Origin of the sequence: Thioalkalivibrio sp. AKL8, assembly GCF_000380525.1 — a bacterium.
In the GTDB taxonomy this organism is placed as follows: Bacteria; Pseudomonadota; Gammaproteobacteria; order Ectothiorhodospirales; family Ectothiorhodospiraceae; genus Thioalkalivibrio; species Thioalkalivibrio versutus.
The window spans coordinates 1-12,922 of the sequence record NZ_AQYF01000005.1 but is presented as its reverse complement, the minus strand read 5'-3'; the positions used below and the strand labels follow the sequence as shown (position 1 = coordinate 12,922).

Annotated in this window: 15 protein-coding genes and 2 tRNA genes; 10 read left to right on the top strand and 7 right to left on the bottom strand. The window is 67.2% G+C overall.

Features of this window, described 5'->3' with window-relative positions:
• Positions 1–45: 45 nt before the first annotated feature.
• Positions 46–252, bottom strand: a complete 207-nt coding sequence (gene thiS, locus G335_RS0103050; protein ID WP_018175889.1) for a sulfur carrier protein ThiS — start codon at positions 250–252, stop codon at positions 46–48.
• A 65-nt stretch (positions 253–317) separates the two neighbouring features.
• Here thiS and G335_RS0103045 point away from each other — a divergent pair.
• The 3 genes from G335_RS0103045 to G335_RS0103035 all read left to right on the top strand — a co-directional run bounded on the left by G335_RS0103045 (position 318) and on the right by G335_RS0103035 (position 1,060).
• Positions 318–391, top strand: a tRNA-Gly gene (locus tag G335_RS0103045).
• Positions 392–473: 82 nt separating this feature from the next.
• Positions 474–911, top strand: a complete 438-nt coding sequence (locus tag G335_RS0103040; RefSeq protein WP_018144889.1) for a Fur family transcriptional regulator — start codon at positions 474–476, stop codon at positions 909–911.
• 73 nt (positions 912–984) lie between these two features.
• A tRNA-Thr gene (locus G335_RS0103035) sits at positions 985–1,060 on the top strand.
• Between the two features lie 28 nt (positions 1,061–1,088).
• Here G335_RS0103035 and G335_RS0103030 read toward each other — a convergent pair.
• Entirely contained in the window at positions 1,089–2,384 is a 1,296-nt protein-coding gene (locus G335_RS0103030) for a DEAD/DEAH box helicase (protein WP_018175888.1), read from the bottom strand.
• Positions 2,385–2,499: 115 nt separating this feature from the next.
• Here G335_RS0103030 and trxA point away from each other — a divergent pair, with 115 nt between their 5' ends.
• Together trxA and rho are read left to right on the top strand one after the other, a co-directional pair.
• Positions 2,500–2,826, top strand: a complete 327-nt coding sequence (gene trxA, locus G335_RS0103025; protein WP_012983830.1) for a thioredoxin TrxA — start codon at positions 2,500–2,502, stop codon at positions 2,824–2,826.
• Positions 2,827–3,015: 189 nt separating this feature from the next.
• Positions 3,016–4,275, top strand: coding sequence for a transcription termination factor Rho (gene rho, locus G335_RS0103020; protein WP_018168683.1), 1,260 nt, complete (start codon positions 3,016–3,018; stop codon positions 4,273–4,275).
• 375 nt (positions 4,276–4,650) lie between these two features.
• Here rho and G335_RS0103015 read toward each other — a convergent pair whose 3' ends face one another.
• From G335_RS0103015 to rph, 5 genes are all read right to left on the bottom strand, one after another.
• Positions 4,651–4,899 (bottom strand): transcriptional antiterminator, Rof, encoded by a 249-nt coding sequence (locus G335_RS0103015; RefSeq protein WP_018168682.1) that lies wholly within the window; start codon positions 4,897–4,899, stop codon positions 4,651–4,653.
• A complete protein-coding gene (locus G335_RS0103010; protein ID WP_018168681.1) occupies positions 4,896–5,090 on the bottom strand; it encodes a CPXCG motif-containing cysteine-rich protein in 195 nt (64 codons plus the stop codon). Before G335_RS0103010 ends, G335_RS0103015 begins: the two co-directional genes overlap by 4 nt.
• On the bottom strand, positions 5,090–6,358 hold the full coding sequence (gene hemW, locus G335_RS0103005; protein WP_018175887.1) for a radical SAM family heme chaperone HemW: 1,269 nt from the start codon (positions 6,356–6,358) through the stop codon (positions 5,090–5,092). Before hemW ends, G335_RS0103010 begins: the two co-directional genes overlap by 1 nt.
• 243 nt (positions 6,359–6,601) lie before the next feature.
• On the bottom strand, positions 6,602–7,225 hold the full coding sequence (gene rdgB, locus G335_RS0103000) for an RdgB/HAM1 family non-canonical purine NTP pyrophosphatase (RefSeq protein WP_018175886.1): 624 nt from the start codon (positions 7,223–7,225) through the stop codon (positions 6,602–6,604).
• A gap of 8 nt (positions 7,226–7,233) precedes the next feature.
• Complete coding sequence (gene rph / locus G335_RS0102995) at positions 7,234–7,953, bottom strand: ribonuclease PH (RefSeq protein WP_018948416.1); 720 nt, start codon at positions 7,951–7,953, stop codon at positions 7,234–7,236.
• A gap of 121 nt (positions 7,954–8,074) precedes the next feature.
• On the opposite strand from rph, the gene G335_RS0102990 reads away from it, so the two are divergent.
• The 5 genes from G335_RS0102990 (at position 8,075) to G335_RS0102970 (ending at position 12,510) form a co-directional block, all read left to right on the top strand.
• On the top strand, positions 8,075–8,938 hold the full coding sequence (locus G335_RS0102990) for a YicC/YloC family endoribonuclease (protein ID WP_026182059.1): 864 nt from the start codon (positions 8,075–8,077) through the stop codon (positions 8,936–8,938).
• A 3-nt stretch (positions 8,939–8,941) separates the two neighbouring features.
• A complete protein-coding gene (locus G335_RS0102985) occupies positions 8,942–9,160 on the top strand; it encodes a DUF2835 family protein (RefSeq protein ID WP_018144873.1) in 219 nt (72 codons plus the stop codon).
• Between the two features lie 142 nt (positions 9,161–9,302).
• Positions 9,303–9,734 (top strand): Hsp20/alpha crystallin family protein, encoded by a 432-nt coding sequence (locus tag G335_RS0102980; protein WP_018175884.1) that lies wholly within the window; start codon positions 9,303–9,305, stop codon positions 9,732–9,734.
• A 507-nt stretch (positions 9,735–10,241) separates the two neighbouring features.
• Complete coding sequence (locus G335_RS0102975; protein WP_018144871.1) at positions 10,242–11,147, top strand: DnaJ C-terminal domain-containing protein; 906 nt, start codon at positions 10,242–10,244, stop codon at positions 11,145–11,147.
• Between the two features lie 13 nt (positions 11,148–11,160).
• The gene (locus G335_RS0102970) at positions 11,161–12,510 is read left to right on the top strand and encodes a Do family serine endopeptidase (RefSeq protein WP_018175883.1); all 1,350 of its coding nucleotides are present in this window, start codon (positions 11,161–11,163) and stop codon (positions 12,508–12,510) included.
• The last annotated feature ends 412 nt before the right edge of the window (positions 12,511–12,922 follow it).

The window sequence follows — 12,922 nt, the reverse complement described above, 5'->3', positions numbered from 1 at the left end:
CATTCCTTCGTTGAAAAGTGGTCGCAGGCCGGGCGGCTGGCCAATCTAGCCGCCCCCGATCGCCTGCACGATCTCCACGCGATCCCCGGGTTTCAGGGGATGGGCCGCGTGCTCGCTGCGCGGGACCAGCTCTTCGTTCACCTCCACCGCCAGACGGCGGCCACCAAGGCCGCGTGCCTCGATCAGCGCGGCCAGGGTGGCCTCGCGATCATCGGGGAGTTCAAAGGGTTCGCCGTTCAGCTGAATCTGCATGGTTCTTCGACTGCTCAGTTTACCGTTGAGCCGGAGGCCGACAAGGCCTACAATCGGCGGCGCAAGCGGGTGTAGTTCAATGGTAGAACGGGAGCTTCCCAAGCTCTTAATGTGGGTTCGATTCCCATCACCCGCTCCATTCTATCAGGCTTCCCGGCCTCACCGGTCCCCGGAAAGCGGGATATGGACTTGCTCCAGATCCCTGTTATATCGTCGGAATCATGAACATCGACTCCAACAACCCGGATCTGCTTTCGGTCCACGCTGCGCGCGAAATGCTGCGCGAGCACGCGATCTCCCCGACCGAGCAGCGCGTCGAGATTGCCCGCGTGATGTTCGCCCGCCATCAGCACCTCAGCGCCGAGCAAATCCTCGGGCAGCTAATGCGGCATGCCTCGCGGGTGTCCAAGGCCACGGTGTACAACACCCTGAACCTGTTCGCCGAGAAGGGGCTGGTGCGCGAGGTCGTGATTGATCCGGCCAAGCTGTTCTACGACTCCAACCTGAATCCGCATCACCACCTGTTCCATACCGATACCGGGCAACTGGAAGACGTGGATCCGGCGCGGATCGACATCTCCGATCTGCCCGCCCTGCCGGAAGGCAAGGAACTCGAGGGTGTGGACGTCGTCTTCCGCGTGGGCCGCCGCCGCTCCTGAGCCGGTGATCGGTCGATTGTCCGGGCTCGCCGGATTGTGGTCGGCACCGGCCCTCGCTATCATGTCGCGCTTCGCCGGTGTAGCTCAGTTGGTAGAGCAATCGATTCGTAATCGATAGGTCGGAGGTTCGACTCCTCTCGCCGGCACCATCTTTTTCTGTGGTTTTCCCGCGTCCGCTCAGCCCCGGTTGCCGCTGCGCTGCGGGCGGCTGCCTCCGGGGCGGCCGCCTCCGCCGGAGCGCGGGCCACCGCGGCGATCGTCGCGCGGCTTGCGCGGGCGTGGCTTCGGCTTGACCGCATCCTGGAACAGGCGTGCCGGGTCCACGCTCGCGGTGGGGATGCGCTCGCCCAGGTAGCTCTCGATATCCGGCAGGTAGAAGGCCGAGTCCTCGCAGCCGAAGCTGATCGCGTCACCTTCGGCGCCCGCACGTGCGGTGCGCCCGATACGGTGCACGTAGTCCTCGCCGGACTGCGGCAGATCGAAGTTGAAGACATGCGTGACCGCCGGGATGTGCAGCCCGCGGGCGGCCACGTCGGTCGCCACCAGGTAGGTGTATTCGCCAGCGGCGAAGTGTTCCAGCAGCTGCGAGCGCTTGTTCTGCGGCACGTCGCCGGACAGCAGCGCGGCCTTCTGTTCGTTCACGTTCAGCCAGTCGCAGACCTTCTCGGCGCCGTGCTTGGTGTTCACGAACACGATGGCGCGCTCCGGCTTGAGGTCGCGTGCGAGCCCGAGGAGCAGCGGGATCTTTTCGTCGTTGGCCGGGTAGTAAATCACCTGGCGCACGCGGTCGGCAGTCAGGGTCTCGGCCTCGACCTGGACCTTTTCCGGATTGTTCATGTGCTCGTACGCCAGCTCCATCACGCGGAAGGACAGCGTGGCGGAGAACAGCATCGACAGGCGTTCGCTGGCCGGCGCGCAGCCACGCATCAGAAAGCGCACATCCTTGATGAAGCCAAGATCGAACATGCGATCCGCCTCGTCCAGCACCACCACCTCCGTATGCTTGAGGCCGAAGACCTTCTGCTTGAAGTAGTCGATGATGCGTCCGGGCGTGCCGATCAGGATGTCGGCGCCGGCCTCCAGCTGTTCGCGCTGGCTGTCGTAGCCGGTGCCGCCGTAGGCCAGCGCGAGCTTCAGCCCGGTCTCGGCGCCCAGCGATTCGGCATCCTTGTGGATCTGGATCGCCAGTTCGCGGGTCGGGGCCAGGATCAGGGCGCGCACGTCCGTGGGCCGCCGGTTGGGCGAAGGCTGCTGGCGCAGCAGGCGGTTGAAGGTCGCGATCAGGAAGGCGGCCGTCTTGCCGGTCCCGGTCTGCGCCTGGCCGGCGACGTCGTGGCCGGCCAGCGCGATCGGCAGGGTCTGTGCCTGGATCGGGGTGCAGGTTTCGAAACCGGTGGCGCGGATGCCCGCCTGGACGGGTTCGGGCAGATCGAGCTGGTCGAAGCGGGGTGTGTCCTGCACGGTTTCGGTCATGGGGTTCCTCGGTTCCTGCGTATTACTTGAACTGTCCGGCGTTGATCGTCGATAGTAAGGGCCGTGCAGCCGGCGGTGCGGGCTGCTCCCCCAACCCAAGTCATGAGGGCTCGGAGTGAGCGACAAAATTGTGTACACATCGGACGCCGGTTTCGACGAGGACGTCCTGAAGGCGGATCAGCCAGTCCTGGTGGACTACTGGGCCGAGTGGTGCGGGCCCTGCAAGATGATCGCCCCCATTCTGGACGAAATCGCCGAAGAATACGCCGGCAAGGTCAAGGTCGCCAAGCTGAACATCGACGAGAACCCGTCCACGCCGCCGAAGTACGGCATCCGCGGGATCCCGACGCTGATGCTGTTCAAGAACGGCGATGTCGAGGCCACCAAGGTCGGTGCCCTGTCCAAGTCGCAGTTGACCGCGTTCCTGGACCAGCACCTTTAATGCTTGGGCCTGGCGGTTAACCGCCAGGCCTCGCAGGTGCCCGGCTTCACCGGGGTTGCCCCGCGCCGCCGCCTCGCTTACCATCGAACCCGTTCGAGTGGCCGCCAGGCCATTCCCTGCCTCCTTCCAGTCAATCCGAGTGGCCACCCCCGGTCGCCGATCATCCACGTTGAACACAGCATCCCACGCATGAATCTGACCGAATTGAAGCGGATGTCCGCTGCCGATCTCGTGGCCTTTGCCGAAGAAAAAGGCATCGAGAACATGTCCCGTGCCCGCAAGCAGGAGATCATCTTCGCCCTGCTCAAGGCTCACGCGAAGAGCGGCGAAGCCATCTTTGGCGACGGTGTCCTCGAGATCCTCTCCGACGGCTTCGGCTTTCTCCGCAGTGCCGACAGCTCCTATCAGGCCGGGCCGGACGACGTCTATGTCTCGCCCAGCCAGATCCGACGCTTCGGGCTGCGCACCGGCGACACCATCTCCGGCAAGATCCGCCCGCCCAAGGACAACGAGCGCTACTTCGCGCTGTTGAAGGTCTCGGAGATCAACTTCGAGCCGCCGGAGAACGCCAAGCACAAGGTGCTGTTCGAGAACCTCACCCCGCTGCATGCCAACAAGCGCATGCGCATGGAGCGCGGCAATGGCTCCACCGAGGACATCACCGCGCGGATCATCGACATCGTCTCGCCGTTCGGCAAGGGCCAGCGCGGCCTGATCGTCTCCCCGCCCAAGGCGGGCAAGACGCTGATGCTGCAGAACATTGCCCAGAGCATCGCCGGCAACTACCCCGAGTGCTATCTGATCGTCCTGTTGATCGACGAGCGCCCGGAAGAGGTCACCGAGATGGACCGCATGGTCCAGGGTGAGGTCGTCTCCTCCACCTTCGACGAACCGGCCCAGCGCCACGTGCAGGTCGCCGAGATGGTGATCGAGAAGGCCAAGCGGCTGGTCGAGCACAAGCGCGACGTGGTGATCCTGCTGGATTCCATCACCCGCCTGGCGCGCGCCTACAACACCGTCTCGCCCAGCTCCGGCAAGGTGCTCACCGGTGGTGTGGATGCCAACGCCCTGCACCGCCCGAAGCGCTTCTTCGGTGCCGCGCGCAACGTGGAAGAGGGCGGCAGCCTGACCATCATCGCCACCGCACTGGTCGAGACCGGGTCGAAGATGGACGAGGTGATCTACGAGGAGTTCAAGGGCACCGGCAACATGGAGCTCCAGCTGGAGCGCCGCATCGCGGAGAAGCGCATTTATCCTGCGATCAACGTGAACCGTTCCGGTACCCGTCGCGAGGAACTGCTGACCGCACCCGACGAGCTGCAAAAGCTCTGGATCCTGCGCAAGTTCCTGCACGGCATGGATGACATCGAGGCCATGGAATTCCTGCTTGGCCGCATGCAGTCGTCCAAGACCAATTCCGAGTTCTTCGACCAGATGAAGCGCAGCTGACAGGGGGCGGGCTGCGCCCGCCTCCTGTCAGCGCGAGCGCCAGCGAAGCGATCGCGCCCCACGCAGCCCCGGTCCCTTCCCGGGCTGGCGCTCCGAGCCCTCCTGGTTGCCCCGCAGAGGGCACGGAGCGCATAGAGGATGAACAAGGCCCATTCTGGTCCAGCGGGATTGCAGGGCTGTTGATTCGCAGGGGATGGCAAGTTGCCGGAAGCCCGGTTACGGGCGTACCCCAAAGGGTCCACGCCTTCTGCGTTGTGCATGATCCAGCGGTGTCTACCGCCCCCGACAACCCCTGCGCCTTTCTCCGTGTCCGCTGTGCCCTATGTGGTGCGGCGATCAGACGAGCCACCTCGCCGGTCGCAGCCCGGATGGCGTTCAGCCCGGGACCGGCTCGAAGCTGATCAGCCGGTCCAGGCGCCACCATTGCCGCCGGCCCTCGGCGTCACGCAGGATCAGGTACTCCGCGCTGCGCCGGGTGCGCAAGTCCAGCGGCCGCACGATCGCGATGCGGTCCATCTCCCCGCGGCGCCAGTGCGTGCGCAGGGACTGACCGCGCAGGATGGCCAGCTCCAGCTCGGAATAGCGCTCGCAGTCGATCGGGGTATACGGTGGCGCCGCGCTCACTCGCCCTCCCGCTGGGCAGCGACGCGCGGAATCTCCTCGTCGCCGGCATCCTCGCGGCGGAACACGATGGGGGCACAGCACACCGCGCAGTCCTCGACCCATTCGCGGTCATTGCTGACCATGTCCACCGTGATCTCGCCGGGCTCGCCGCACCAGGGGCAGGCGAAACCAACAAACTCGACGGGACGCATTATCGACCCTCCTCCCGGCCCGCGGGCCAGGCTATCGGCGTGGCGATCGAGTCCTGCGGAGTCCCTTCCGGAAGAAAACGCTCCAGCACGTCATTGAGAAACGCCAGGCCCCGTTCCGTGGCCTGCAGGCGCTCCGTATCCGTCCCCAGCAGCCCGTCCGCGCGCAGTTCGGAAAGCGCCGGCTCGAGCGCCGCCAGCGGCAGGCCGCAATGCGCCTCGAAGCTCGCGGCCGGAACACCTTCCACCAGCCGCAGCGCGTTCAGCATGAACTCGAAGGGGCGTTCCGCCGTCGGCACGGTCTGATCGTTGTGCTGCTGCGGCCCGGCGAGATAGGCCTCCGGCTGGCGCGGTTTCATCCGCCGCAGGATCGTGCCATCGTGCACCTGCGTCAGCTTGCCGTGGGCCCCGGCGCCAATGCCGAGATAGTCGCCGAAGGTCCAGTAATTGCGGTTGTGGCGACATTCCTGCCCCGCGCGGGCATAGGCGGATATCTCGTATCGAGTATAGCCAGCTGCCGCCAGATGGGACTGGCCGCGGTTGAACAATTCCTCGATTGTGACGTCCTCCGGCAGTTCGGGTGGGCGCGCCGCGAACAGGGTGTTCGGCTCGAGGGTCAGCTGATACCAGGAGATGTGCCCCGGGTCCTGTTCGATGGCCGCCTGCAGGTCCGCCAGCCCGGTCGCCACCGACTGACCCGGCAGGCCGAACATCAGATCCAGATTGATCGCCTCGAAGCCGGCGGCGCGGGCGTGCGCCACCGCGTCGCGGGCCTCGGTGGCGCCGTGGATGCGGCCCAGCCGGGCGAGCATCGCATCGTCGAAGCTCTGGACACCCAGCGACAGCCGATTGACCCCGGCCTCGCGGTAGCCGCGAAAGTAGGCGCGATCGGCGGTGCCAGGGTTGGCCTCCAGGGTCACCTCGCAGTCCGGGCGCAGCGGCAGCCGGGCACGCAGACCGGACATGAGAGCGTCCAGCGCCTCCGGCGGGAACAGGCTCGGGGTCCCGCCGCCGATGAACACACTCTCCAGCCGTCGCCCCCATATATCCGGGAGCTGGCCCTCCAGATCCCGCAGCAGCGCCGCCACGTAGTCGTCGAACGGCGCCTCGCCGCGGGGCTCGTGGGAGTTGAAGTCGCAGTACGGGCACTTGCGCACGCACCAGGGCAGGTGGACGTACAGCGCCAGTGGCGGCGGATGGATCAGGGCGGAGTTCATGTGCGGAGCATAGGCGAGCCCCCGGGTGGCGTCGAAAGCACCCAGTCCCGTCATTGCGGCCTCCGACGTCTGGGTTTTCGCGCCGATCGCCACGGCGCTGCGCGCCTCGCGATGACGGTGTTTTTTGTCCCCGTCGTTGCGAGGCTCCGTAGGGGCCGTGGCACAAAAGCGCGAAGCGCGTTGAACGGCCGCAGGCCGGCCCGCAGGGCGAGCGCAGCGAGTAACCTCCCAACGACACCCCGGCGCATGTTCGGGCCCGCATCGGGGCCAGGCCCGGGAGCCAGGCAGGACCGGGTGTCAGGCCGTCGGGTTGCCCATACGGTTGCGCAGGCTGGCCACGAGCTGTTGCAGGGCCTGGCCGCGGTGGCTCAGGCGGTTCTTGGTTGCCGGGTCCAGTTCGGCCGAGGTGCAGCCTTCCTCCGGAACGAAGAACAACGGGTCGTAGCCGAAGCCCTCGGCGCCGCTGGCCTGCTCGGCGATGCGTCCGGGCCACACGCCCTCGACGATGAGCGGGGCCGGGTCCTCGGCGTGTTCCAGGTACACCACCACGGCGCGGAAACGCGCACCCCGCTGTTCCGGTGGCACGCCTTGCAACGCCTCCATCAGCCGCGCGTTGTTGGCGGCATCGTCGGCGTCCGTACCGGCGTAGCGCGAGGAGTAGATCCCCGGCTGGCCGCGCAGGGCCTCCACCTCCAGCCCGGAGTCGTCGGCGATCGCCGGCAGTCCGGTATGCCGGGCGGCGTTGCGCGCCTTCAGGATGGCGTTCTCCACAAACGTCAGGCCGGTCTCTTCGGCCTCCGGCACGCCATGCTCCGATTGTGGCTCGATCGCCAGGCCCAGTGGCTCCAGCAAGGCGCGGATCTCGCGCAGCTTGCCGGGGTTGCCGGTGGCCAGCACCACGCGTCGGGGTTCGCCGACCATGGCCTAAATCAGCCTTCGGCCAAAACGGCGCTCTGGGCCTCGCAGATCTCGCGGATGCCCTTCTCGCCCAGATCCAGCATCTGGTCCAGCTCGTCGCGGCGGAAGGCGTGGCCCTCGGCCGTGCCCTGGATCTCGATCACCCCGCCGGCCTCGTTCATCACCAGGTTCAGGTCGGTCTCGGCCTGGGAGTCCTCGTCGTAATCGAGGTCCAGCACCGGCGTGCCATTGAAGATGCCCACCGAGACCGCTGCCAGGTGCCCGTGCAGCGGGTCCTTGCGGATCAGGCCCTGTTCGCGTGCCTTGCGGATGGCATCGCGCAGCGCGACGTAGGCCCCGCTAATCGCGGCCGTGCGGGTGCCGCCATCGGCCTGGATCACGTCGCAGTCGACGATGATCTGGCGTTCGCCGAGGGCCTCGAGATCGACCGCGGCACGCAGCGAGCGGCCGATCAGGCGCTGGATCTCCATGGTGCGACCGCCCAGCTTGCCCCGGGCGGCCTCGCGCACCATGCGCTCGTGGGTGGAGCGCGGCAGCATGCTGTATTCGGCGGTGACCCAGCCGCGGCCCTTGTTCTTCAACCACGGCGGCACGCGCGACTCCACCGTGGCGTTGCACAGCACGCGCGTGTCCCCGAATTCCACCAGTACGGAACCCTCCGCGTGACGGGTGAAATGGCGGGTAAAACGCACGGGGCGCATCGCGTCGGCTGCTCGGCCACTGGGTCGCATGCTGTGATCCTTGCTAGATTTGAGAGGGGCGCAGTATACGGGCCATGAGTGTAGTGCGTCGCCCGATGGGGCGACGCACTACACTCATGCCTTGCGCAGCAGGGACCGCAACGGGGGAATAATGATTACCAGCATGACCGGATTTTCCCGGCACGCCATCACCCTGGATGGGGGCGTGTTCGACTGGGAGCTCAAGAGCGTCAATCACCGCTACCTGGAGCTGCGGATCCACCTGCCGGATCACCTGCGCTCGCTGGAGGCCGAGGTGCGTAAACGCCTCAAGGGCCACCTGGCACGCGGCAAGGTGGACGTGGTGCTGCGTGACCGGGGCCAGGCGGACAACGCCCCGGAGGCCTTCGATCAGGAGCGCGCGCAGGCGCTGATCGATGCCTGCGCGGCGATCGAGCGAAGGATGCGCGATCCGGCCCCGGTCTCGCCACTGGACGTGCTGAGCTGGCCCGGCGTCCTGCAGGGCGCCTCGGATGCCGGCGAGGTCCTGGCGGAGCCACTACTGGCCGGCTTCGACACCGCGCTGGAGGCCCTGGTCGCGATGCGCACGACGGAGGGGGCGGCCCTGGCCGATGGCATGCGCACGCGCCTGGAGGCCCTGGCGGAGCATGCCCGGACGGTCCACTCGCGGCGTCAGCCGATGCTCGACGAGCAGCGCGAACGCATCCTGGCGCGCATCCGTGAACTGGACCTGCACCTGGACCCGAAACGCCTGGAACAGGAGGTCGCGTTGCTGGCCCAGCGCATGGATATCGCCGAGGAGCTGGATCGCATCGACGGTCACGTGGCGGCCGTGCGCGAGATCCTGGACCAGGGCGGGCCCAGCGGTCGGCGGCTCGACTTCCTGATGCAGGAGTTCAACCGCGAGGCCAACACCATCTCCTCCAAGTCGCACGATCTGGAGATCACTCGTGCCACAGTGGAAATGAAGGTCCTGATCGAGCAGCTGCGCGAGCAGGTGCAAAACCTGGAATAGCCCATGCGCCGGTTTCGCCTGCGCCTGGCGATCTCGCGCCAGGAGATGGAGGACTACTACACTGGCCGCGCCGCGGTGGTCTTTGCGCAGGCCGACAGCGGCGAAAGCGTGCAATTCCCGGCGCGGCTGCTGCGCAGCCATCTGGATCAGCGCGGCGTGCATGGCGTGTTCGAACTGATCACCGACGATGACTACAAGCTGAGGGAGTTTCGCCGTGTGTAAGGGAGGCGTTCATCAGCCTGCACAATCGGCGCGAGTGCGGGCGAGTACAGTGAGCGCCGTCTCCCTCAGGCCCTTGAAAACGCGGGAAGTGTCCCCTAACTGTAAGGGTGAGTCAGATGACACCCACACAGGAGGGAACACCATGACCATGACCCGCTACGAACCGTTCAGCCTGCTCGGTCAACTGTCGCGCGAACTTGGGCGCATGCCGGACATGCCCGGCACCGAGGACTCCGCCGCGACCTCCGACTGGGCCCCCGCAGTGGACATCCGCGAAGAGACCGATGCCTACGTGCTGCATGCCGATATCCCCGGGGTGGACCCGAAGGACATCGAACTGCACATGGAAAATGGCGTGCTGACCCTGCGCGGCGAGCGCAAGCACGAAAGCGAGGAAGAGAAGGATGGCTACAAGCGCATCGAACGCGTGCGTGGCTCGTTCTTCCGCCGCTTCTCGCTGCCGGATACGGCGGATGCCGAAAACATCTCCGCGCGCAGCGAGAACGGCGTGCTGGAGGTGCGCATCCCGAAGCAGGCCCGCGTGCAGCCGCGTCGGATCCAGATCGAGAACTGATCCGGCCTCACGTGCCCGGTGGGGATGCTCGCCCACCGGGCGAGACACGGGCGCTGCCCCGGGTTCCACCCGCGGTGGCGCCCGTTTTTTTGAACCTAGGGAAACACTGATCAATGTACACGTTCGCGTTGGCACCCCAGGTTTTCCGAGACAAGGCGCGTCGTGCAGCGGGTAGTGGTTCTACCCGCAAGCGGCGCAACGCAGGATCGGGGAACCTGGGGTGCCAACCCCACAAGCTATTGAAAGACGGGGCTCGGCCGCTTTTGCGCGCGCACGGCGTTGCGGCTCCCTTGTGCAGAATGACTGCACGGCAGTCGCCGCGCCTTGTTCGCACGCAAAAGCGACTCGAGCGCGAACGTGTACATTGATCAGTGTTTCCCTAGGGAGGCACGGATCTTTTTCTGCGGCTCCTGTCTCCCGGGGTGACAGCCGCATCCCGGCTATCATGCCCACTGGCGGGATCCGGGTGTCACCCGAGGACGCAGCCGCAACCGCTCGAGGAAAGCAATGGAATACAAGGACTACTACAAGGTCCTCGGTGTGAGCCGCGACGCGAGCCAGGACGAGATCAAGAAGGCCTACCGCAAGCTGGCGCGCAAGTACCACCCGGATGTCAGCAAGGACCCGGACGCCGAGACCCGCATCAAGGAGGTCAACGAGGCCTACGAGGCCCTGGGCGACGCGGAAAAGCGCAAGGCCTACGACCAGCTGGGCTCTAACTGGCGCCAGGGACAGGACTTTCGTCCGCCGCCCGGCTGGGACGGCCGGGCGCAATACGGCGGTGCCCGTGGGGGCGCCGATGCCGGTGGCTTCTCGGACTTCTTCGACTCGATCTTCGGCGGTGGCGGCATGGGTGGGGGGCGTCGCCGTGGTGGGGCCGGCTTCAACATGCGCGGCGCCGACCGCGAGGGGCGCGTGGACATCAGCCTGGATCAGGCGCTCAAGGGCACCGAGGTCTCGGTTCAGGATGCCGAGGGTCGGGTGCAGCGCGTGCGCATCCCCGCCGGGGCCAAGGATGGCTCGCGCCTGCGGGTGCGCGGCCAGGGCGACCCGGGCGTTGGCAGTGGTGGCGCCGGCGACCTGCTGCTGGAGATCCGGGTCAAGCCGGATAATCGCTACACGCTGGACGGTCGCAACCTCTACCGCGACATCCCGATCACCCCTTGGGAGGCCGCGCTGGGCGCGACGATCGAGGTGCCCACGCCGCATGGCTGGGTCAACCTGAAGGTCCCGGCCGGCACCCAGTCGGGCAAGCAGATGCGCCTGAAGGGCAAGGGACTGCCGGGCAAGCCACCGGGTGATCTCTACCTGAAGCTGCTGGTGCAGGTCCCGCCGGAGGACGAGGCCGGTGACTGGTACCGCAAGATGGCCAAGGAGTCGTCCTTCGCCCCGCGTGCCAACCTGGCGCCCTGATCGAGGATCGCCCATGCGTCGGCTGGTTCCCCTTCTGATCCTGGCCCTGGCCCTGCTCGGGGCCGCACCGGCCGCCGCCCAGCTCCCGGCCGCGGTGGACGGTCAGCCCCTGCCCTCCCTGGCGCCCATGCTCGAGCGCACCATCCCCGGGGTGGTGAACATTGCCACCCGCGCGCGGGTGGTGGAGTCGGTCAGCCCGCTCTTCGACGACCCCTTCTTCCGCCGGTTCTTCGATGTCCCCGAGCGTTCGCGTGAGCGGGAACGCCAGGGTCTGGGCTCCGGCGTGATCGTGGACGCCGAGGCCGGCACCATCCTGACCAACAGCCACGTGATCGCGCGCGCCGACGCGATCCTGGTCACCCTCTTCGATGGCCGCCAGTACGAGGCCGAGGTGGTGGGCACCGACCCGGCCACCGACGTCGCCGTGATCCGCATCGACGCGGAGGACCTGCAGGCGATCCCGCTGGCGGACTCCGACGCCCTGCGCGTGGGCGACTTCGTGGTCGCCATCGGCAACCCCTTCGGCCTCGGCCAGACGGTGACCAGCGGCATCGTCAGTGCCCTGGGCCGCAGCGGACTGGGTGGTGACGGCTTCGAGGACTTCATCCAGACCGATGCCTCCATCAACCCTGGCAACTCCGGCGGGGCGCTGGTCAACCTGCGTGGCGAGCTGGTCGGAATCAATACCGCCATTCTCGCGCGCGGCGGGGGCAACATTGGCATCGGCTTCGCGATCCCCGCCAACATGGCCAGCCAGATTCGCGACCATTTGCTGGCGGAGGGTCGTGTCGAACGCGGCGCGCTGGGCGTGGAGATGCAGGATCTGACCCCGGCGCTGGCCCAGGCCTTTGAGTTGGATATTTCCCAGGGCGCCGTGATCACGCGGGTGGTGCGTGGATCCGCCGCCGAACGCGCCGGCCTCCAGAGCGGAGATATCGTGCTGCGGGCGGACGACCAGCCGGTGCGCAGCGCCGGCGACCTGCGCAACCGGCTCGGCCTGCTGCGCGCCGGTTCCGATGTGCGCCTGGATGTCCTGCGCGACGGGGCCGAACAGCGGATCGTCGCCCGCCTGGATCGCCCCGAAGAGCGGCGCATCGAGGGCGCGGCCGTGCACCCGCGGCTGGAGGGTGTTCGCTTGTCCGAGGCCACCGGGCGCGACGGGGGCAGTCGCGTGGCGGTGATCGCGGTCGAGCCCGGCACCCCGGGGGCGCGCGCCGGCCTGCGCGCGGGCGACGTGCTGCTGGCCATCAACCGCCATCGCATCCAGCGCCTGTCCGACCTGCCGCAACAACTGGCCGCACACCAGACCCTGGAGCTGCAACTGCGTCGCGGCAACCAGACCCTCTTCCTCACCCTGCGCTGAAGACCGGCCGTGTTCCAGTGCGCCCGCGCGCAGCTCCGTCACCCGGCACACCGCCGTGTCCACTGTTAAGCCGGCCTGATCCTCCGGCTCACCCCCGTCATCCCGGCCGGAGCGAAGCGGAGAGCGCGGGATCTCCCGCGCTGGAGCCTCCGCGGACGCCCGGGTCATCTCCGGCGGTGGAGATCCCGGATAACCGCTGTGCGGTTTCCGGGATGACGATGTGGGGGTGGCCGGGATGCCCCATGTCCTGAGCTGGGCCCCGTGGGAGCCTGCTTGCAGGCGAATGCTCCTGCCAAAGTCGGACGCGGGCAGGGGCGTTCGCCTGCAAGCAGGCTCCTTGTGTCTTGCGGTTCACGGATCGCTACCATGAACCGCATTGGGCTCGGGGTAACCCGTCAGGCTCCTGAGGTCA

Bases quoted from the DNA above. Each gene is read 5' to 3' on its own strand.
- thiS (WP_018175889.1), bottom strand. From the start codon at position 252: ATGCAGATTCAGCTGAACGGCGAACCCTTTGAACTCCCCGATGATCGC.
- G335_RS0103040 (WP_018144889.1), top strand. From the start codon at position 474: ATGAACATCGACTCCAACAACCCGGATCTGCTTTCGGTCCACGCTGCG.
- G335_RS0103030 (WP_018175888.1), bottom strand. From the start codon at position 2,384: ATGACCGAAACCGTGCAGGACACACCCCGCTTCGACCAGCTCGATCTG.
- rho (WP_018168683.1), top strand. From the start codon at position 3,016: ATGAATCTGACCGAATTGAAGCGGATGTCCGCTGCCGATCTCGTGGCC.
- G335_RS0103010 (WP_018168681.1), bottom strand. From the start codon at position 5,090: ATGCGTCCCGTCGAGTTTGTTGGTTTCGCCTGCCCCTGGTGCGGCGAG.
- hemW (WP_018175887.1), bottom strand. From the start codon at position 6,358: ATGACGGGACTGGGTGCTTTCGACGCCACCCGGGGGCTCGCCTATGCT.
- rdgB (WP_018175886.1), bottom strand. From the start codon at position 7,225: ATGGTCGGCGAACCCCGACGCGTGGTGCTGGCCACCGGCAACCCCGGC.
- rph (WP_018948416.1), bottom strand. From the start codon at position 7,953: ATGCGACCCAGTGGCCGAGCAGCCGACGCGATGCGCCCCGTGCGTTTT.
- G335_RS0102990 (WP_026182059.1), top strand. From the start codon at position 8,075: ATGATTACCAGCATGACCGGATTTTCCCGGCACGCCATCACCCTGGAT.
- G335_RS0102985 (WP_018144873.1), top strand. From the start codon at position 8,942: ATGCGCCGGTTTCGCCTGCGCCTGGCGATCTCGCGCCAGGAGATGGAG.
- G335_RS0102980 (WP_018175884.1), top strand. From the start codon at position 9,303: ATGACCATGACCCGCTACGAACCGTTCAGCCTGCTCGGTCAACTGTCG.
- G335_RS0102975 (WP_018144871.1), top strand. From the start codon at position 10,242: ATGGAATACAAGGACTACTACAAGGTCCTCGGTGTGAGCCGCGACGCG.
- G335_RS0102970 (WP_018175883.1), top strand. From the start codon at position 11,161: ATGCGTCGGCTGGTTCCCCTTCTGATCCTGGCCCTGGCCCTGCTCGGG.